The sequence below is a fragment of the Streptomyces sp. MS06 genome (genome assembly GCF_047200655.1).
GTDB lineage: Bacteria > Actinomycetota > Actinomycetes > Streptomycetales > Streptomycetaceae > Streptomyces.
The window spans coordinates 42058-60629 of the sequence record NZ_JBJZOJ010000001.1 but is presented as its reverse complement, the minus strand read 5'-3'; the positions used below and the strand labels follow the sequence as shown (position 1 = coordinate 60629).

Here is an 18572-nt window from a genome sequence, read left to right as displayed (position 1 = left end):
GCGGCTTGATGGGACACGGCCGGAACGGTCTGGGCAGCAGCGGCCCGTGCTCCCTCGCGGCCCCGCAGCCGTTGACGCCGCAGGCGCCCCGGCAGCCGCGTCAACGGCTCCGGGGCCGGCCAACGCTACGAAGGAGCGTCGACATCATGAAAGCTACCGCCCCACCGCCGGGCACGACAGGGCGGGACTCGCGTCCGCTCGACATCCCCACCATGCGCGACGTGGTGCGTCGGCTCCTTGCCGGGGATGCCGAGCCGTCGGCACCCGAGGAACTGGAGACGCTGACGCTCCAACTGCGCGGGCACATGATGCTCGCCATCCCCGAGGTGGAGGCCAGGGCCGGCAAGCTGCCGAAGGACGACGTGCCGCGCGCCTGCGCGCTCGCGTGCGTCGGGGAGGCGCGCATGCGGCTCGGCCTGGAGCCGGGCCGGACGTTCCCCGCAGGTATCGCGCACGCCCAGCGGCTGGCCCGCTCCGTGGGCGCTCTGTGCGATCACCTGGGGAACCTGGACGGCGGGAACCGGTGACGACGTTGGCGTGCATCTGCCGCGGCTGCGGCCAGCCGATCGCCGGCCCGGACGACGCCGTCCACCTCGGCCACGAGGACGCGAACAGCGGGCCGGGCTGCGACATCTGGGCGCACCGCGTACACGTCGACCTGGTCGGCCCGGACCCGGACGCGGTGCGGATCCCGGCCCGGGTCCTGGTCGCGGAGGCGCTGCGGCCGTGAAGGCGGTGGCTGGTCCGGCCGTGTACGGGTCGGTCGTGACGGACCAGGCCCTCGCCTCCCTGCCGGCGTGGAGAGGGCCTCGTCGAGAGCTGCGAGGTCCACCCAACGTGACCGCGCTGCCGCCCGGCGGTTCCCGCGCGGGGCGACTACCCCTGCGCTTGCCGCTCCGCCCCGATCAGCCGGAGGGTGCGCTCGGCCAGCTCGCTGACGCGCACCCCGTCGAAGCCGAACACCGCGCTGCGTACCGTGTCCCGCAGCGGCCGGGTCCACTGGTCCGGGATGGCCTCCGCCCCGTTCAGCACGCCGGCGACCGAGCCGGCGGTGGCGCCGTTGGAGTCGGTGTCCAGGCCGCCGCGGACGGTGAGTGCGACGGTGCGGGTGAAGTCGCCGTCGCCGTACAGCAGGCCCGCCGTGATGACGGCGGCGTTCGGGACGGTGTGGATCCACCCCTGGCCGGCGGTCTCCCCGTCGATCGTGGTGAGGGTGTCCTCCCAGCTCAGGTGGGCTTCGTACAGGGTCAGCACCCGGCGGACGGTGCGGGCCAGCCGGCAGCCGGGCGGGATCACGGCCAGCGCCTCCTCCACCGCGTCCCGCACCGAGGGCGCCGTGAAGGCCGACGAGACGAGCGCCGCCGCCCACATGGCTCCGTAGACCCCGTTGCCGGTGTGCGACAGTACGGCGTCGCGGCGGGCCTGCGCGGCCGCACCGCGCGGGGCGCCCGGCTGGGTCCAGCCGTGGATGTCGGCGCGGATGAGGGCGCCGATCCACTCCTGGTACGGGTTGTCGTGGGTGGCGGTGAGCGGTGGCCGGAGGCCGCAGGCGAGGTTTCGGTAGGCCGCGCGCTCCGCGGTGAACGTCTGCCGGTACGGCAGCCTCAGCAGCCACAGGTCGCCCACCTGCTCGGTGCTGAAGCCGAAACCGCAGGTCTCCAGCAGGTCCAGGCCGAGGATCGCGTAGTCGACGTCGTCGTCGCGGCAGCTGCCGTCGATCCGGCCGCGCACGCACTGCCGCCACTCCGGGCGCAGCAGCGCCGCCAGGTCCTCGTCCTGCCCGCCGCGCGGGGCGGGCGGTTCGGGAAGGTAGTCGGTGAGCGGGAGGGCTCCGGCCGTGCGCAGGTAGCGGTCGATGCGGGCGCGGGTCCAGACCTCGCCCTGCTCCACCGGTTTGCCGAGCATGTTGCCCGCGATCCGGCCGAGCCAGCCGCCCAGTACGCGGTCGGCGAGCCGGGACGGGGTGCCGACAGTGGTCATGGAACCGGTGTACCCGAAAAATCCGGTGCGGTCGCGACATCCGGTGCGGTCGCGCGGCGTGTTCCAGGGTGCGGGCGGGGCATGACGGGGCGGGCGGTCTCCGGTTAGGGTCGCAGCGGCGCGACTGGCCCCGACATGCGTCGGGGCCCGGAGAGCAAGGGGAAGACGAAGGTGGCGGACGCTGCTGGGCACCGCACTCGCAGAGTGCTGGTTGCCGCGGACAAGTTCAAGGGCTCGCTGACGGCGGTGCAGGTCGCCGAGCGGGTGACGGCCGGGCTGCACCGGGTCGCGCCGGACGTCGAGGTGGAGGCGCTGCCCGTGGCCGACGGCGGCGACGGGACGGTCGACGCGGCCGTCGCGGCCGGATTCGAGCGGCGGGAGGTCGGGGTCGCCGGACCTCTCGGTCAGGAGGTGACGGCCGCGTTCGCGGTCCGCGGGGACACCGCGGTCGTGGAGATGGCCGAGGCCAGCGGGCTGCAGCGGTTGCCGGACGGGGTCCTCGCGCCGCTCACCGCGTCCACGTACGGCTCCGGCGAGCTGCTGCGGGCCGCACTGGACGCGGGGGCGCGCACCATCGTCTTCGGCGTGGGCGGGAGCGCGACGACGGACGGCGGCGCGGGGATGCTGGCGGCGCTCGGCGCGCGCTTCCTGGACGCGGACGGGGAACCGGTGCCGCCGGGTGGCGGCGGGCTCGCCGCGCTGGCCTCGGCGGACCTGTCCGGGCTGGACCCCCGCCTGTCCGGAGTGGAGCTGGTGCTCGCCAGCGACGTGGACAACCCGCTGACCGGCCCGAAGGGCGCACCCGCGGTGTACGGACCGCAGAAGGGGGCGGCGCCGGAGGAGGTGCGGGCGCTGGACGCGGCGCTCGCGCACTTCGCGAAGGTGCTGGAGGCGGCCGTGGGCCCGCGGGCCGCGGAGTGCGCCGCGTCCCCGGGCGCGGGTGCCGCGGGCGGCATCGGGTACGGCGCGCTGCTGCTCGGGGCGCGGTTCCGGGCCGGCATCGAGGTCATGCTGGACGTGCTGGGTTTCGCCCCGGCGCTGGAGCGGGCCGAGCTGGTGATCACCGGAGAGGGATCGCTGGACGAGCAGACCCTGCACGGCAAGGCGCCCGCGGGCGTCGCCGCCGCGGCACGTGCGGCGGGCAAGGAGGTCGTCGCGGTCTGCGGGCGGCTGGCGCTGGCCCCGGAGATGCTGGGGCGGGCCGGTATCCGGCGGGCCTACCCGCTGACCGAGGCCGAGCCGGACGTGGCGAAGTGCATCGCCGAGGCGGGGCCGATCCTGGAGCGGGTCGCCGCTCGGATCGGCGGCGACTACCTGACGTGAGCGTGAGCGGCCACCTGGCGGTGAGCGCGGGCCGCCACCTGGCGTGAGAGCGTGGGCGGCCACCTGGCGTGAGGGTGAGCGGCTGCCGCCGGTCGAGGGACAGCCGGGAACGCGCAGGGCCCCGTGCCGGTGTCGGTCACCGGTACGGGGCCCTTCGGTTCGGCCGAGGGTGTTACGGGAGCTGCGCGGTGCGCGCCTCACGCCGGTTGCCGCGGAAGTTGTTCACCCGGCGCGCCGTGGCGAACAGCGGGATCACCGCGCCCATCACCAGTTGCAGCGCGCAGCCCGTCTGGAGCAGGAGCTGGCCGCTCGGCGCGTCGAAGGCCCAGGCCGCCAGCAGGCCCATCGAGAGGACGATCCAGGAGAGCATCGCCACCGCGAGGCGCCCGCGCGGCTTGGGGTACTCCACACGGCTCACCATCAGCCAGGCCGTCCCCAGGATGGCCAGCAGGGTCGCCACGAAGGGCAGCTCCAGCAGGACGATCGAGACGACGGTCAGTGCGCCGAACGGGCTCGGCATGCCCTGGAACACGCCGTCCTTCATGGTCACGCAGGAGAACCTGGCCAGCCGCAGCACCACGGCCAGCAGGACCACGATCGCCCCGAGTGCGGCCACTCTCTGGTGGGCGTCGTCCGCGACCATGCCGTAGACGAGCACGAAGTAGGCCGGGGCCAGGCCGAAGCTGATCAGGTCGGAGAGGTTGTCCAGCTCGGCGCCCATGGGGGAGCTGCGCAGCTTGCGTGCGACCAGTCCGTCGAACAGGTCGAAGACCGCCGCGCAGAGCATCAGGATGACCGCCGTGGCCGCGCTGTGGCGGGCCATGCCCGACTCCTGGCTGCCGGTGAGGTGCGGGATCAGGATGCCGGTGGTGGTGAAGTACACCGCCATGAAGCCGCAGGTGGCGTTGCCGAGGGTGAGGGTGTCCGCTATCGACAGCCGAAGCGACAGCGGCATCTCCTCCTCGTCGTCCAGCTCGTCCGCCTCGGGCACCCAGCCCGTCTGGGTCTCCGGATCAATCACGGTCAATGCGAGTCACCCCAGCCACGGTCTTCTGGCCGACCTCGACCGCGACCTCCACGCCCTCGGGCAGGTAGAGGTCGACACGCGAGCCGAAGCGGATCAGACCGATCCGGTCGCCCTGCTCGACCTTCGTCCCCTCCGGGAGGTAGGGCACGATGCGGCGGGCGACCGCGCCGGCGATCTGGATCATCTCGATGTCGCCGAGTTCGGTGTCGAAATGCCAGACTACGCGCTCGTTGTTCTCGCTCTCCTTGTTGAAAGCGGGAACGAAGCCGCCGGGGACGTGCTCGACCGACGTCACCGTGCCGGACAGCGGGGCGCGGTTGACGTGGACGTTGAGCGGGCTCATGAAGATCGCGACGCGGGTCCGGCCGTCCTTCCACGGCATGATGCTCTGCACCACGCCGTCGGCGGGCGAGATCACCCTGCCCTGGGTGATCTCGCGCTCGGGGTCGCGGAAGAACCACAGCATCCCCGCCGCGAGCGCGGTGGCGGGGACGGCGATCGCCTTGGCGGCACCCGAGCGGCGGGCGCGGGCCAGGCTGACGGCTGCGGTGGCGACGGTCGGGAGAAGCCACGGCGATGCTCCGCGAGCGAGGCGTACACCGACTCGGCTGTCGCTTGGTGCAGAGGTTTGGCTGTGGGGCATGGATGACCTTCGTAGCGGATGATGCCGCGCTTCAGGAGGGGGACGGCGGCTTTCCGGCGATCGTAGCGGTTCACGGCCACAACTGGGTAAGCCAGGAAGCCGAGTCGATCGCCGGGGAGTGCTGACGGGGTGTGACCTTCCTCCCGGAGATAACACCCCGTATCCGGACATTTATCCCTGGAATCGATACTCTTCGAGCAGTCGGCGGCCGATGATCATTTTCTGGATCTCGGCAGTACCCTCACCGATCAGCAGCATCGGTGCCTCCCGGTAGAGGCGCTCGATCTCGTACTCCTTGGAGAAGCCGTAGCCGCCGTGGATCCGGAAGGCGTCCTCCACGACCTCCTTGCAGTACTCGGAGGCGAGGTACTTCGCCATCCCGGCCTCGAGGTCGTTTCGTTCCCCGGAGTCCTTTTTGCGGGCTGCGTTCACCATCATGGCATGAGCGGCCTCCACCTTGGTGCCCATCTCCGCCAGCTTGAACTGAATGGCCTGGTGGCGGGCGATCGCCTTGCCGAAAGTGTGACGCTGCTGGGCGTACCGGACGCCGAGCTCGAAAGCACGCTGCGCGACCCCGCAACCGCGTGCCGCCACGTTGACCCGGCCGACCTCCACGCCGTCCATCATTTGGTAAAAACCTCGGCCGGTGGTGCCGCCGAGCACCCGGTCGGCGGGAACGCGCAGGCCGTCCATGATCAGCTCGGTGGTGTCGACACCCTTGTAGCCCATCTTGTCGATCTTGCCCGGGATGGTGAGGCCGGGGCGGACCTCCCCGAAGCCGGGCTCCTTCTCCACCAGGAAGGTGGTCATCGACTTGTGCGGGGCCGTACCCTCGGGGTGTCCTTCGTCACTGCGGACCAGCACGGCCACCAGGGACGAGGTGCCGCCGTTGGTCAGCCACATCTTCTGGCCGTTCAGGACGTACTCGTCGCCGTCCCGCACGGCCTTCGACGTGATGGCCGACACGTCCGAGCCCAGGCCCGGCTCGGACATCGAGAAGGCGCCCCGGATGTCGCCGGCCGCCATCCTCGGCAGGAAGTGGTCCTTCTGCTCCTGGGTGCCGTGCTGCTTGAGCATGTACGCCACGATGAAGTGCGTGTTGATGATGCCGGACACCGACATCCACCCGCGGGCGATCTCCTCCACGCACAGGGCGTAGGTGAGCAGCGACTCGCCCAGACCCCCGTACTCCTCGGGGATCATCAGCCCGAACAGGCCGAGTTCCTTCAGTCCGTCGACGATCGCCTGCGGGTACTCGTCGCGGTGCTCCAGCTCGGTCGCCACCGGGATGATCTCCTTGTCCACGAAGTCGCGGACGGTGGAGAGGATCTCCTGCTGGACGTCGGTCAGACCGGCGGTCTGGGCGAGACGGGCCATGACTACTTCTCCGACTTCTCCGTGGGGGCGTTCAGCTCGGGGCGGCCGGGCTGCTCGCCGCCGCGCTCCTTGATGTACGTCTCGGTGGGCACCATCACCTTGCGGCGGAACACGCACACCAGCGTGCCGTCCTGCTTGTAGCCCTTGGTCTCGACGTGCACGATGCCGCGGTCGTTCTTCGACCTCGACGGCCACTTGTCCAGCACGGTCGTCTCGCCGTAGATCGTGTCGCCGTGGAAGGTCGGCGCCACGTGCCGCAGCGACTCGATCTCCAGGTTGGCGATCGCCTTGCCGGAGACGTCCGGCACGGACATGCCGAGCAGCAGCGAGTACACGTAGTTCCCGACGACGACGTTCCGGCCGAAGTCCGTCGTCCTCTCCGCGTAGTTCGCGTCCATGTGGAGCGGGTGGTGGTTCATGGTGAGGAGGCAGAACAGGTGGTCGTCGTACTCGGTGACCGTCTTGCCCGGCCAGTGCTTGTACGTCGCCCCGACCTCGAACTCCTCGTAGGTGCGTCCGAACTGCATGGCCCTCACGCCTCCGGGATCTCGAACGTGCTGGTGCGCCGCATACCGGCGGCGCGCCCCTTGCCCGCGATGACCAGCGCCATCTTGCGGCTGGCCTCGTCGATCATCTCGTCGCCGAGCATCGCGGAGCCCTTCTTGCCGCCCGCCTCGGACGTGTAGTAGTCGTACGCGTCGAGGATCAGCTCGGCGTGGTCGTAGTCCTCCTGGGAGGGCGAGAAGATCTCGTTGGACGCCTCGACCTGGCCCGGGTGCAGCACCCACTTGCCGTCGAACCCGAGCGCCGCGGCACGCTGGGCGACCGCGCGGTAGCCCTCCACGTTGCGGATCTGGAGGTAGGGGCCGTCGATCGCCTGGAGGTCGTTGGCGCGCGCCGCCATCAGGATCTTCATCAGGATGAAGTGGTAGGCGTCCGCCGGGTAGCCGGGCGGCTGCTCGCCCACGACCAGCGACTTCATGTTGATCGACGCCATGAAGTCGGCCGGGCCGAAGATGATGGTCTCCAGCCGCTGGGAGGCCTGCGCGATCTCGTTGACGTTGTTCAGGCCCTGGGCGTTCTCGATCTGCGCCTCGATGCCGATCCGGCCGACCTCGAAGCCCATCGTCTTCTCGATCTGGGTCAGCAGCAGGTCCAGCGCGACCACCTGCTGGGCGTCCTGGACCTTCGGCAGCATGATGCAGTCCAGGTTCGGGCCGGCGCCCTCGACGACCGTCACGACGTCGCGGTACGTCCACTCGGTCGTCCAGTCGTTGACCCGCACCACCCTGGTCTTGCCGGTCCAGTCGCCCTCGTTGAGGAACTTGACGATGGTGTGGCGCGCCTCGGGCTTGGCCAGCGGGGCGCAGGCGTCCTCCAGGTCCAGGAAGACCTGGTCGGCGGCGAGGCCCTGGGCCTTCTCCAGGAAGCGCGGGTTGGAGCCCGGCACCGCCAGGCAGGAGCGCCGGGGACGGAGCCGGTTGACCGAGGGGGCCGCGGAGCCGCCCGGGGTGTGGGCGGAGGCGGCGGACGGACGGGCGGTCATACGGGGACCTCCAGGGGGTCGAGCTTGTTCGCGGTGCGGATCTCGTCGACGATGCGGCCGATGATCCCGGTGATGTCGAAGTCCTTCGGGGTGAAGACCGCGGCCACTCCGGCGGCACGCAGATCCTCGGCGTCACCGTTGGGGATGATGCCACCGGCGATCACCGGTATATCTGTGGCACCGGCCACACGCAGCCGCTGCAGCACGTCCGGCACCAGCTGCGCGTGCGAGCCGGACAGGATGGACAGGCCGACGGCGTGCACGTCCTCGGCGAGCGCGGCGTCCACGATCTGCTCCGGGGTGAGCCGGATCCCCTGGTACACCACCTCGAAGCCGGCGTCGCGGGCCCGTACGGCGATCTGCTCGGCCCCGTTGGAGTGCCCGTCCAGGCCGGGCTTGCCGACCAGGAAGCGCAGCTTGCCGACGCCCAGCTCGCGGGCGGTGGCGTCCACCCTGCGGCGCACCTCGGCAAGTTGGGTGCCCTCCTCGGCGGTCACCGCCACCGGTGCGGAGGACACCCCCGTCGGCGCCCGGTACTCGCCGAACACCTCGCGCAGGGCCCCCGCCCACTCGCCGGTGGTGACCCCGGCGCGGGCGCACTCCAGGGTGGCCTCCATCAGGTTGGCGGTGCCCCGGGCGGCCTCCTTCAGCCGTTCCAGCGCCTTGCAGGGGCGCGGGTGGTTGAACGGCGGCTGGTAGCGGGAGTCGCGCCAGTCCCGCAGCGCGGTGATCACCCGCGCCTCGACGGCCGGGTCGACCGTCTGGATGGCGGTGTCGAGATCGGCCGTCAGCGGGTTCGGCTCGGTCCCCTCGAAGGCGTTGACGCCGACGATCTTCTCCTGCCCGGACTCGATCCGGGCCCGGCGCTCCGCGTGCGACGCCACCAGCTGCGACTTGAGGTAGCCGGACTCGACGGCGGCCATCGCGCCGCCCATCTCCTGGATCCGCTCGATCTCCGCGAGGGAGTCCTCGACCAGTTCGGCCACCTTCGCCTCGATCACCTTCGAGCCCTCGAAGATGTCCTCGTACTCCAGCAGGTCGCTCTCGTAGGCGAGGACCTGCTGGATCCGCAGCGACCACTGCTGGTCCCACGGCCGGGGCAGGCCCAGGGCCTCGTTCCAGGCCGGCAGCTGCACCGCCCGGGCCCGGGCGTCCTTGGACAGGGTGACGGCCAGCATCTCCAGCACGATCCGCTGGACGTTGTTCTCCGGCTGCGCCTCGGTAAGGCCGAGCGAGTTCACCTGGACGCCGTAGCGGAAGCGGCGCTGCTTGGGGTTCTCGATGCCGTACCGCTCGCGGGTGATGCGGTCCCAGATACGGCCGAAGGCGCGCATCTTGCACATCTCCTCGACGAACCGGACGCCGGCGTTGACGAAGAACGAGATCCGGGCGACGACGTCGCCCATGCGCTCCTGCGGCACCTGGCCGGAGTCGCGCACCGCGTCCAGCACGGAGATCGCCGTGGACATCGCGTACGCGATCTCCTGCACCGGTGTGGCGCCCGCCTCCTGCAGGTGGTAGCTGCAGATGTTGATGGGGTTCCACTTCGGGATGTGGGAGACCGTGTACGCGATCATGTCCGTCGTCAGCCGGAGCGAGGGCCCCGGCGGGAACACGTGCGTGCCCCGGGACAGGTACTCCTTGACGATGTCGTTCTGGGTCGTGCCCTGGAGCCTGGTGATGTCCGCGCCCTGCTCCTCGGCGACGACCTGGTAGAGCGCCAGCAGCCACATGGCGGTGGCGTTGATCGTCATCGAGGTGTTCATCTGCTCCAGGGGGATGTCCTGGAGCAGCCGTCGCATGTCACCGAGGTGCGAGACGGGCACGCCCACCCGCCCGACCTCGCCGCGGGCGAGGACGTGGTCGGGGTCGTAGCCGGTCTGGGTCGGCAGGTCGAAGGCCACCGACAGGCCGGTCTGGCCCTTGGCGAGGTTGCGCCGGTACAGCTCGTTGGACGCCTCGGCCGTGGAGTGACCGGCGTAGGTGCGCATGAGCCACGGCCGGTCCTTCTGACGCTCAGTCATCTATGACCTCGGAGTCCTCAGATGTTCCGGAAGCGGTTGATGCCGTCGAGGTGCTTGGCGCGCATCTCGTGGTCGCGCACGCCCAGGCCCTCCTCGGGGGCCATGCACAGCACGCCGACCTTGCCCTGGTGCGCGTTGCGGTGCACGTCGTGGGCGGCCTGGCCGGTGTCCTCGAGGGAGTACACCTTGGACAGGGTCGGGTGGATCTTGCCCTTGGCGATCAGGCGGTTGGCCTCCCATGCCTCGCGGTAGTTGGCGAAGTGCGAGCCGATGATCCGCTTCAGCGACATCCACAGGTAGCGGTTGTCGTACTGGTGCAGGTATCCGGAGGTGGAGGCGCAGGTGACGATGGTGCCGCCCTTGCGGGTGACGTACACCGAGGCGCCGAAGGTCTCGCGGCCCGGGTGCTCGAAGACGATGTCGACGTCCTCGCCGCCGGTCAGCTCGCGGATCCGCTTGCCGAACCGCTTCCACTCCCGCGGGTCCTGCTCGTTGTCGTCCTTCCAGAACCGGTAGCCCTCGGCGTTGCGGTCGATGATCGCCTCGGCGCCCATCGCGCGGCAGATCTCCGCCTTCTCCGGCGAGGACACCACGCAGATCGGGGTGGCGCCGCCGGCCAGTGCGAACTGGGTGGCGTAGGAGCCGAGGCCGCCGCTCGCGCCCCAGATCAGGACGTTGTCGCCCTGCTTCATCTGGGCGCCGTTGCGGGAGACCAGCTGGCGGTAGGCGGTGGAGTTGACCAGCCCCGGGGCGGCGGCCTCCTCCCAGCTGAGGTGGTCCGGCTTGGGCATCAGCTGGTTGGACTTGACCAGCGCGATCTCCGCGAGCCCGCCGAAGTTGGTCTCGAAGCCCCAGATGCGCTGCTCGGGGTCGAGCATGGTGTCGTTGTGGCCGTCGGAGGACTCCAGCTCCACCGACAGGCAGTGGGCGACGACCTCGTCGCCGGGCCGCCAGGCGTTGACGCCGGGACCGGTGCGCAGCACCACGCCGGCCAGGTCGGAACCGATGATGTGGTACGGCAGGTCGTGGCGCTTGGTCAGCTCGCTGACCCTGCCGTAGCGCTCCAGGAAGCCGAAGGTCGAGAGCGGCTCGAAGATCGAGGTCCACACCGAGTTGTAGTTGACCGAGGAGGCCATGACGGCCACCAGGGCCTCGCCCGGGCCCAGCTCGGGCAGCGGCACCTCGTCCAGGTGCAGCGACTTGCGGGGGTCCTTGTCGCGGGTCTCCAGGCCCGCGAACATCTCCGTCTCGTCCTTGTGCACGGTGATCGCGCGGTACGACTCGGGGAGCGGGAGAGCGGCGAAGTCGGCCGACGTGGAGTCGGGCGACTGGATCGCGTCCAGGATGTCCTTCACGGTCACGGTGTTGCCTCCGGCGGTGAGCGCCCTGAGGGAGGGGCGCTGAGGGTTACGTCGGTGCTGCTGAGAGGGGATGGGGGTGTGCCGTCGGTTCGGCGGGGTGGTGCTGTTCGGCAGCGCTTTGTGGCGCGAGAGGTGCCTGTGACGCAGGCGTCCGGGCGCGCAAGGTCGGGCTTGCGGGGACAGCCGGCGTACGAATGGTCGCTGCACGCCGGCCGCCCGGACACCTTCAACGTATGGCACACCGTGTCAGGTCGCAAGGCACTCAGTGCCAGAAATTGCTCTCAGATGAAATCTTTACGTAACAGATGAGCGATGATCGATCGAACGGGCCCGCCGAGTCCGTCGAAAAGCCCCTCCGACATGCCAAAACGGCCACCCCGCAGGGTGGCCGTCATCACAGCGGCACGGTGTCCGGGGACACCGCGGCGGGCTTCGTTCAGCGCTCCTTGAGAGCCTGCTCGATGGTGCGCATCACCTCGTCGAGGGGTGCGTCGGTGCGGGCGACCGTCACCAGCACCTCGCCCTGCGAGGAAGCCGTCGCCGTCGCCGCCGGCTCCTTCGGGGACGTGGTGCGGCCCGCCATGATCCCCGTGCCGAACGTCTTGCGGACGATCGCGAAGGCGTGGTCGAGCTGCGATTCCACGTCGCCCTGGCCGCCCGCCCGCAGCCAGCGCCGCAGCACGTGGTTGTGGGCGGTGACCACCGCGGACGCGGCCACCTCCGCGAGCAGCGGATCGTCGTTGGCGTCGTCGTCGTGGGCGTGCTCGTCGAAGTGCCCGAGCAGGTAGCGGGTGAACAGGCGCTCGTAGCGGGCCACCGACGCGATCTCCGCCTCCCGCAGGGTGGGCACCTCGCGGGTCAGCTTGTAGCGCGCGACCGAGATCTCCGGCCGGGCCGCGTACATCCTCATGACTTCCTTGATGCCGCGGCACACCGTGTCGAGCGGGTGCTCGTGCGCCGGGGCCGCGTTCAGCACCGCCTCGGCGCGGACCAGGGTGTCGTCGTGGTCCGGGAAGATCGCCTCCTCCTTGGAGCGGAAGTGGCGGAAGAAGGTGCGGCGGGCGACCCCGGCCGCGGCCGCGATCTCGTCGACGGTGGTCGCCTCGTAACCCTTGGTCGAGAACAGCTCCATCGCGGCTGCCGCCAGTTCTCGGCGCATCTTGAGCCGCTGGGCGGCCGCGCGGCTGCCCGCGGCACTTTCCGGCGCGTCGGGCGTGGCTGGTGTACGGGAGGACCTGGCGGGCTGGGACATGACCCGAAAGTACTGCATGCGCGCAGCTCCGTGCGCAGGTCCGGGGTTTCCCCCGCCCTCCGCGGGCGGGGGAGGGCCGGTCCGGCCGGAGCCGGGCCCGAGCAGCCCGCCCCAGTCCCGGTCGGCCCTCCACCAGTCGCCGGAACGGTCAGCGGCGGGCATATTCGCGGAAGCCGCGGCCGGTCTTGCGGCCGAGGCAGCCCGCGGCCACCAGGTGCTCCAGCAGCGGAGCCGGAGCGAGACCCGGGTCGCGGAACTCGCGGTGCAGCACCTTCTCGATGGCGAGCGAGACGTCCAGCCCCACCACGTCCAGCAGTTCGAACGGGCCCATCGGGTAGCCGCCGCCCAGCTTCATCGCCGCGTCGATGTCGTCGAGGCTCGCGTAGTGCTCCTCCACCATCTTGACGGCGTTGTTGAGGTACGGGAACAGCAACGCGTTCACGATGAACCCGGCCCGGTCCCCGCAGTCGACGGCGTGCTTCCGGATCGTCCCGCACACCTCGCGCACCGTCGCGTGGACGTCGTCGGCGGTGAGCACCGTACGGACCACCTCGACCAGCTTCATGGCCGGCGCCGGGTTGAAGAAGTGCATCCCGATCACGTCCTGCGGGCGCGAGGTGGCGCGGGCGCAGGCGACCACCGGCAGCGAGGAGGTGGTGGTGGCCAGGACCGCGCCCGGCTTGCACACCTTGTCCAGCGCCGCGAAGAGCTGCCGCTTGATCTCCAGGTCCTCCGCGACCGCCTCCACGGCCAGGTCGACCTCGGCGAAGGCGTCGTAGGAGCCGGCCGGCGCGATCCGGTCCAGGACCTCCGCCGCGGCCTCGGCGGTCATCCGCCCCTTGTCCACGGAACGGGCGAGCGACTTGCCGATCCGGGCCTTCGCGGCCTGCGCCTTCTCCTCGCTGCGGGCCGCGAGGACCACCCGGTACCCGCCCTTGGCGAACACCTCGGCGATACCCGAGGCCATGGTGCCCGAGCCGGCGACACCCACCGAGCGGACCGAACGCCCCCCGGCCGGCGCGTCGCTCCCGGACGGGGTCAGCGCGTCCGGGACCACGCTCGCGCTGCCGGGGGCCTCGTAGGTGTAGAAGCCGCGGCCCGCCTTGCGGCCGGTCAGGCCCGCCTCGCTGAGCTGCTTCAGGATCGGCGCGGGGGCGTGCAGCCGGTCGCCGGAGGCCGCGTACATGGCATCCAGGACGGTGCGGGCGGTGTCCACGCCGATCAGGTCCAGCAGCGCCAACGGGCCCATGGGCAGCCCGCAGCCCAGCCGCATCGCGGCGTCGATGTCCTCGCGGGAGGCGTACCTCGCCTCGTACATCGCCGCAGCCTGGTTGAGGTAGCCGAACAGCAGCCCGTCGGCGACGAACCCGGGCCGGTCGCCGACCGCGACGGGCTCCTTGCCCAGGTCGATAGCGAGGTCGGTGACCGCGGCGACGGCTCCGGGCGCGGTGAGCACCGAGGAGACCACCTCGACCAGCTTCATCGCCTGCGCCGGGTTGAAGAAGTGCAGACCCAGCACGCGCTCCGGGCGGGCCGAGTCGGCCGCCAGACGCGTCACCGACAGCGCGTTGGTGCCCGTCGCGATGATCGTCTCGGGCCGCACGACGCCGTCCAGCTCGCGCAGGATCTGCTGCTTGGTCTCGTACGACTCCGGGGCGACCTCGATGACCAGGTCGGCGTCGGCCGCCGCGCGCAGCTCGGTGGAGGTGTGCAGCCGGGCGAGCACCTCCGCCCGCTCCGGCTCGGTGAGCCGGCCGCGGGCGACGGAGCGGGCGGTCGCGGTCTCGAGGGCGGCGACGGCGCGCGCCGCCTGCGCCTCGCTGACGTCGATGCCCACGACCGTGCGGCCGGCCCGGGTGAGGACCTCGGCGATACCGGTGCCCATCGTGCCGAGGCCGACGACGGCGACGGTCCGGAGCGGGGACAGAGAGGTGTCGGAAAGGGGAGCGGCCATCGCGGGACTCCAGGAATGAGGGTGACGACGGAAAGCGCGCCCCGGTGCGCCGAGACGCACCGGGGGCGTGCACGATTGCGGGTGTAGTGCCGGGCTGCTGGCGCACACGCCCGGTGCCTCCGCCGAGGACGCGCACACGTCCGGGCGGGGCGGAACCGACCGGCCCTGTCCCGGGGCCGTGCCGTACTGAGGTACGCGATGTACCGAACCGACTTCCTCCGCGGCCCTGGAGGCCGGAGAGGCGATCCGCTGCGACGGCTGCGTCACCAAACCGCCGCGCGGGAGTGCGGGTGGGTAACCCGCTCGTCTGAGCTTAACCGGTGGGTAACGAGCACGCCACCCCTTCGAGTTTGTGAGGTGGGTCCCACTGCCGCGACGACCGGCCTACCCTCGGGCGCATGAACGAAGAGTTGCGAGCGCTCACGGAACGCTTACGGCGGGAGGCCGGGGACGCCACCGAGTCCGAACGGCTGGACCGGCTGGCCGCCACCGAGGACCCGGACACCCTGGCCGAGGTGCTCACCGCCCCCGGACAGCCGCTGTGGGCCAGGGAACTGGCCGCGTTCCGGCTCGGCCTGGCCGGCGACCGGCGGGCCTTCGAGAGCCTCGTACTGCTGCTCAACCACCGCGACCCGCCGCGCTGCGCCACGGCCGCCCACGCCCTGTCCCGCCTCGGCGATCCCCGCACCGCCCGCGCGGCCGCCGCCCTCGCGACCAACGAACTCCGCGTCGCCTACGCCCTGCACCCCGTCCGGCTGCTCGCCGCGCTGCAGGCCCCGGAGTCCGTCCCCGCCCTGATCACCACGCTCCGGCGGCGCTTGCGCCCCCACGACCCTTACCGGCGGGTGGCCCTCGCCTGCGTGGAAGGGCTCGGCACCCTGGGCGACGAGCGAGCCCGGGAGGTGCTCAACGACGCGCTCGCCCACCCCGCCCTCGCCGAGGCGGCGGTCCGGGCACTGGCGCGGATCCCGAAGCAGCGCGGTTGACGCGGTACGGCCGGCGGGCCCGGTCCCACCCCGTCGGCTGCACCCTGCCCCGGTCCCGGCCCGGTCCGCGGCCGGCGGCCCGGGACCGGGTGCGCGACCGGATCCACACCACGCCGCGCCCGCCGACCCGCACCACCCGGCCGACCCGCTCCGGCCGACCCTGTCACCGGGGTCCGTCCCGGAGCCCGGGTCCCGACCGGACCGCCGCCCCTCTCACCGCACTCCACAGCCGGGCGACACCGCGTCCACGCCCCGCACCGCGAGGCTCCTGGCGCACCGCACCTCGGGCACCGGGACGCCACCCGCCTCGAAGGGCTCCTCGGCGCCGTCCGGGCGGAACCCGGCCCGCTCGTAGAAGCGCCGGGCCCGCGTGTTGTCCCGCAGCACCCACAGCAGCATCCGCGGCCGCCCGGCAGCCGAGCAGCGGCGCACCGACTCCTCCAGCAGGGCCCGCCCGACACCGGTGCCCCACCGGTCGGGGTCGACGTAGAGCGCGTACAACTCCGCGTCGCCGGTGCGGGACCCGCCGTCGCGGTACGGGCCGTGACAGGCCCAGCCGGCCAACTCCCCGCCCTGCTCGGCGACCAGGTTCAGCACGCTGCCGTCGCCGCGCCGCAGACGCTCCCGGTGCCGCTCGGCGTCCCGGGCCACGCTGAGCCCGTCGAGGAACGGCTGCGGCATCAGACCCCGGTAGGCCGCCCGCCAGCCGCCGACCCGGATCTCGGCCACGCGTTCGCAGTCGGCGGCCGCCATCTCCCGCACCACCGCGGCGCTCATCCGGCGACCACCGCGAAGGCCTCGACCTCCATCAGGAACTCCGGCCGCACCAGTCCGGCCACCTGGACCGCGGTCGCGGCGGGCAGCCGGTCGTCCGGTATGTGCGCGGCCCGGGCGGCGCGGATCGCCGGCATGTGCGCCATGTCCGTGACGAAGTAGGTCAGTTTGACGACGTCGCCGAAGTCCGCGCCGGCGGCGGCAAGGCAGCGCCGCAGGTTCTCGAACACCTGCCGTGCCTGCGCCGCCGCGTCGCCGTCGCCGACGAGGCGCCCCTCCCCGTCCAGGGCGACCTGGCCGGAGACGGCGACGAAGCGACCGGCGCCCGTCACGACATGGCTGTACTGGGCGGCGGGTGCGACGCCCTCGGGGGCGGGAATCCTGGTCGGCTCACTCATGGCCACATGATGAACCACCGCACCGACATCGCCCGCACCGTTTTCCCCGCGGCGTCCGCCCTGCGCGCCGGCGGTCCCGCGCGGGCGCTCCCGCCCCGCGGGGCCGTGGCACGGCCACGGGCGGCGGCTCCACCCGCGCCCGGGCGTTCCTCCCCCGCGGGGCCAGGGCCCACGAAAGGCTCCCCGGCCGCCGGGGCCGAGGAGCCGGTTCGGGGTCACACGCGCCGGTTCGGGGGCAAACGAGCCGGCCCGGGGTCAGCCGCGGAATCCGAGCAGCCCGTGCAGGGTCGAGCCGTGCGAACCGCGCGGGGCGCTCGACGCCTTCTCGGCGCTGCGCGGCTCCGGCTCGGGAGACCTCGCGCACACCGCGTCCGCCTCGCCGCGGCCGCGCGGCACCGTGCCGTCCGCCAGGTAGTCGGACAGGTACTTGTCGAGGCAGGCGTTGCCGCTGAGCGTGATGCCGTGGTTCCCGCCGCCCTGCTCCACCACCAGGCTGGAGCCGGCGAGCATGCGGTGCATCGTCACGCCGCCCTCGTACGGGGTCGCCGCGTCGTTCGTCGCCTGGAACAGCAGGACGGGCGGCAGCTTGCGGTTGGCGACGCTCACCGGGTGCAGCGGGCGCGTGGGCCAGAACGCGCACGGCGCGTTGTACCAGGCGTTGTTCCAGGTCATGAACGGTGCCTTGCGGTACACCGCCCAGTTGTCCTCGCGCCACTTCTGCCAGTTCCGCGGCCAGTGCCCGTCCCGGCACTCCACCGCGGTGTAGACGCTGTAGCCGTTGTCGCCGGCGGCGTCGACGGCGGCGAAGTCCTCGTACGCCGCCTCCAGGGGGGCGCTGTCCTTGTCGTTGACGTAGGCGGCGAACGCCTCGGCGAGGGCGGGCCAGTAGCCGTCGTAGTAGCCGCCCGGGATGAAGGTGTCCTCCAGCTCGGACGCCCCGACCCTGCCGCCCGCCGGCTTGCGGGCGAGCGAGGCCCGCATCGCGTACCACTCGGCCTCGATCGCGGCCGGGTCGGTGCCGAGCCGGTACGTCGCGTCGTGGCGGGCGATCCAGGCGAGGAAGGCGCGGTGGCGGTCGTTGAAGGCGAGGTCCTGGGTGAGGTTGTCGTCGTACCAGACGCCGGTCGGGTCGACGACGGAGTCCAGCACCAGGCGCCTGACCCGGTGCGGGTAGAGCTTGGCGTAGACCGCGCCCAGGTAGGTGCCGTACGAGTAGCCGAAGTAGTTGACCTTCCGCGCGCCGAGCGCCCGCCGGATCGAGTCCATGTCGCGCACGGTGCTGAGGGTGTCGATGTACGGCAGCAGGTCGGCGTACTTCCTGCCGCAGGCGGCGGCGAACGAGCGGGAGCGGTTCAGGTTGGCCCGCTCGACGGCGCGGGTGAGCGGCACCGAGTCGGGGCGCACGGGGTCGAAGTGGCCCGGCTCGCAGTCCAGGGCCGGCTCGCTCTTGCCGACTCCGCGCGGGTCGAAGCCGACGACGTCGTACTGCGCCGCGACCGAATCGGGCAGTGCGGAGGCGACGAACCCGGCCAGGGTCCGGCCGCTGCCGCCCGGCCCGCCCGGGTTCACCAGCAGCGGGCCCTGGTAGGTCTTCGCGGTGTGCGGGACGCGGGTCAGCGCCAGGGTGATCTGCCGGCCCCGCGGCCGCGCGTGGTCGAGCGGCACCTCCAGGGACGCGCACTGGAGGGACGGATAGCGGGTGGTGCCGCACGCCTTCCAGGTGAGGTGTGCGGCGTGCGCCGGACGCGGCGGCTGCGGCGTGCTCGCCTGCGCGGGCACGGCCGTGAACGAACCGGCCACGACAACGGCGGCGCCGCACAGCACGGCTGCGCGTTTTCCCATAGGGCTTCGCCTCCCAGGGCGGACTGTGGAGGACCGCGCGGGTCGCGGTCCTGCCGCATCGTCCCGGAAAGCCGCGTGGGAAGAG

The 18572-nt window shown here is 72.0% G+C and carries 17 protein-coding genes; 4 read left to right on the top strand and 13 right to left on the bottom strand.

The window, feature by feature from the left end; translation table 11 throughout:
• The first annotated feature begins 146 nt into the window (after nucleotides 1–146).
• Both ACL02U_RS00270 and ACL02U_RS00265 read left to right on the top strand, forming a co-directional pair.
• A complete protein-coding gene (locus ACL02U_RS00270; RefSeq protein ID WP_412788486.1) occupies nucleotides 147–527 on the top strand; it encodes a DUF6415 family natural product biosynthesis protein in 381 nt (126 codons plus the stop codon).
• Complete coding sequence (locus tag ACL02U_RS00265; protein ID WP_412788485.1) at nucleotides 524–730, top strand: hypothetical protein; 207 nt, start codon at nucleotides 524–526, stop codon at nucleotides 728–730. Before ACL02U_RS00270 ends, ACL02U_RS00265 begins: the two co-directional genes overlap by 4 nt.
• A gap of 146 nt (nucleotides 731–876) precedes the next feature.
• Here the strand turns inward: ACL02U_RS00265 and ACL02U_RS00260 are convergent, their stop codons facing one another.
• Nucleotides 877–1980 carry an ADP-ribosylglycohydrolase family protein gene (locus ACL02U_RS00260; protein WP_412788484.1) on the bottom strand — a complete coding sequence of 368 codons (1104 nt, stop codon included), beginning with the start codon at nucleotides 1978–1980 and terminating at the stop codon, nucleotides 877–879.
• Nucleotides 1981–2184: 204 nt separating this feature from the next.
• Here ACL02U_RS00260 and ACL02U_RS00255 point away from each other — a divergent pair, with 204 nt between their 5' ends.
• The gene (locus ACL02U_RS00255) at nucleotides 2185–3303 is read left to right on the top strand and encodes a glycerate kinase (protein ID WP_412788483.1); all 1119 of its coding nucleotides are present in this window, start codon (nucleotides 2185–2187) and stop codon (nucleotides 3301–3303) included.
• Nucleotides 3304–3475: 172 nt separating this feature from the next.
• Here the strand turns inward: ACL02U_RS00255 and pssA are convergent, their stop codons facing one another.
• From pssA to ACL02U_RS00210, 9 genes are all read right to left on the bottom strand, one after another.
• Nucleotides 3476–4294 carry a CDP-diacylglycerol--serine O-phosphatidyltransferase gene (gene pssA / locus ACL02U_RS00250; protein WP_412788631.1) on the bottom strand — a complete coding sequence of 273 codons (819 nt, stop codon included), beginning with the start codon at nucleotides 4292–4294 and terminating at the stop codon, nucleotides 3476–3478.
• 22 nt (nucleotides 4295–4316) lie between these two features.
• Nucleotides 4317–4973, bottom strand: a complete 657-nt coding sequence (locus ACL02U_RS00245; RefSeq protein WP_412788482.1) for a phosphatidylserine decarboxylase — start codon at nucleotides 4971–4973, stop codon at nucleotides 4317–4319.
• Between the two features lie 171 nt (nucleotides 4974–5144).
• A complete protein-coding gene (locus ACL02U_RS00240) occupies nucleotides 5145–6350 on the bottom strand; it encodes an acyl-CoA dehydrogenase family protein (RefSeq protein ID WP_412788481.1) in 1206 nt (401 codons plus the stop codon).
• Between the two features lie 2 nt (nucleotides 6351–6352).
• Nucleotides 6353–6877 carry a MaoC family dehydratase gene (locus ACL02U_RS00235; RefSeq protein WP_412788480.1) on the bottom strand — a complete coding sequence of 175 codons (525 nt, stop codon included), beginning with the start codon at nucleotides 6875–6877 and terminating at the stop codon, nucleotides 6353–6355.
• 5 nt (nucleotides 6878–6882) lie between these two features.
• Complete coding sequence (locus tag ACL02U_RS00230; RefSeq protein WP_412788479.1) at nucleotides 6883–7896, bottom strand: HpcH/HpaI aldolase/citrate lyase family protein; 1014 nt, start codon at nucleotides 7894–7896, stop codon at nucleotides 6883–6885.
• A complete protein-coding gene (locus ACL02U_RS00225) occupies nucleotides 7893–9920 on the bottom strand; it encodes a protein meaA (protein ID WP_412788478.1) in 2028 nt (675 codons plus the stop codon). Before ACL02U_RS00225 ends, ACL02U_RS00230 begins: the two co-directional genes overlap by 4 nt.
• Before the next feature lie 17 nt (nucleotides 9921–9937).
• Complete coding sequence (gene ccrA / locus ACL02U_RS00220; RefSeq protein WP_412788630.1) at nucleotides 9938–11275, bottom strand: crotonyl-CoA carboxylase/reductase; 1338 nt, start codon at nucleotides 11273–11275, stop codon at nucleotides 9938–9940.
• A gap of 442 nt (nucleotides 11276–11717) precedes the next feature.
• Nucleotides 11718–12533 carry a TetR family transcriptional regulator gene (locus ACL02U_RS00215; protein WP_412788477.1) on the bottom strand — a complete coding sequence of 272 codons (816 nt, stop codon included), beginning with the start codon at nucleotides 12531–12533 and terminating at the stop codon, nucleotides 11718–11720.
• A gap of 148 nt (nucleotides 12534–12681) precedes the next feature.
• Nucleotides 12682–14487 carry a 3-hydroxyacyl-CoA dehydrogenase family protein gene (locus ACL02U_RS00210; protein ID WP_412788476.1) on the bottom strand — a complete coding sequence of 602 codons (1806 nt, stop codon included), beginning with the start codon at nucleotides 14485–14487 and terminating at the stop codon, nucleotides 12682–12684.
• Between the two features lie 398 nt (nucleotides 14488–14885).
• Between ACL02U_RS00210 and ACL02U_RS00205 the strand changes: the two genes are divergently transcribed.
• Nucleotides 14886–15473 (top strand): adenylosuccinate lyase, encoded by a 588-nt coding sequence (locus ACL02U_RS00205; RefSeq protein WP_412788475.1) that lies wholly within the window; start codon nucleotides 14886–14888, stop codon nucleotides 15471–15473.
• A gap of 213 nt (nucleotides 15474–15686) precedes the next feature.
• On the opposite strand, the gene ACL02U_RS00200 is transcribed toward ACL02U_RS00205, so the two are convergent.
• The 3 genes from ACL02U_RS00200 to ACL02U_RS00190 form a co-directional block, all read right to left on the bottom strand.
• Nucleotides 15687–16250, bottom strand: coding sequence for an N-acetyltransferase family protein (locus ACL02U_RS00200; protein ID WP_412788474.1), 564 nt, complete (start codon nucleotides 16248–16250; stop codon nucleotides 15687–15689).
• Entirely contained in the window at nucleotides 16247–16645 is a 399-nt protein-coding gene (locus ACL02U_RS00195) for a RidA family protein (protein WP_412788473.1), read from the bottom strand. The genes ACL02U_RS00200 and ACL02U_RS00195 overlap by 4 nt, the downstream gene beginning before the upstream one ends.
• 255 nt (nucleotides 16646–16900) lie before the next feature.
• Nucleotides 16901–18487 (bottom strand): alpha/beta hydrolase, encoded by a 1587-nt coding sequence (locus ACL02U_RS00190; protein WP_412788472.1) that lies wholly within the window; start codon nucleotides 18485–18487, stop codon nucleotides 16901–16903.
• Nucleotides 18488–18572 lie beyond the last annotated feature (85 nt).